At 40.6% G+C, this 342-nt stretch carries 1 protein-coding gene; it reads right to left on the reverse strand.

What is annotated here, in order from left to right; genetic code table 11:
* Positions 1 to 239 (reverse strand): T6SS immunity protein Tli3 family protein (locus tag OGV80_RS02155; RefSeq protein ID WP_502873988.1); only part of this gene is annotated, 239 nt, incomplete at its 3' end.
* Positions 240 to 342: the final 103 nt, after the last annotated feature.

Consider the following 342-nt stretch of genomic DNA (forward strand, 5'->3'; position numbering starts at 1 on the left):
GGATGGATAAACTCACCCGAGAAAACCCTATAGATTGGATTGCCATAAATTGATTTGTGGACCTTTCTTTTTATGTCATGGTAAACAACATATCCTTCACAATCATAACCGATCAACTCCAGGTAGCGATTATCATCAAACCGGTAAATTACTTGTGATGGTATTTTTTTTGTACAGGCAGTGATAGCGCATAGTGAAACTGCGCCGATTATTATTCCTAACGTATTTCCCAGTTTCATAATTTATCCTTAAACGTTAAGCGGTTTGGGCATATCCCATTGCAGATTATTTCCCTGCATCCATATCGCAGTGCATCCGGGTCCAGCCCTTATAGCCCACCAC

The organism is Citrobacter sp. Ce119, assembly GCF_030334525.1.
Classification (GTDB): Bacteria; Pseudomonadota; Gammaproteobacteria; order Enterobacterales; family Enterobacteriaceae; genus Citrobacter; species Citrobacter europaeus.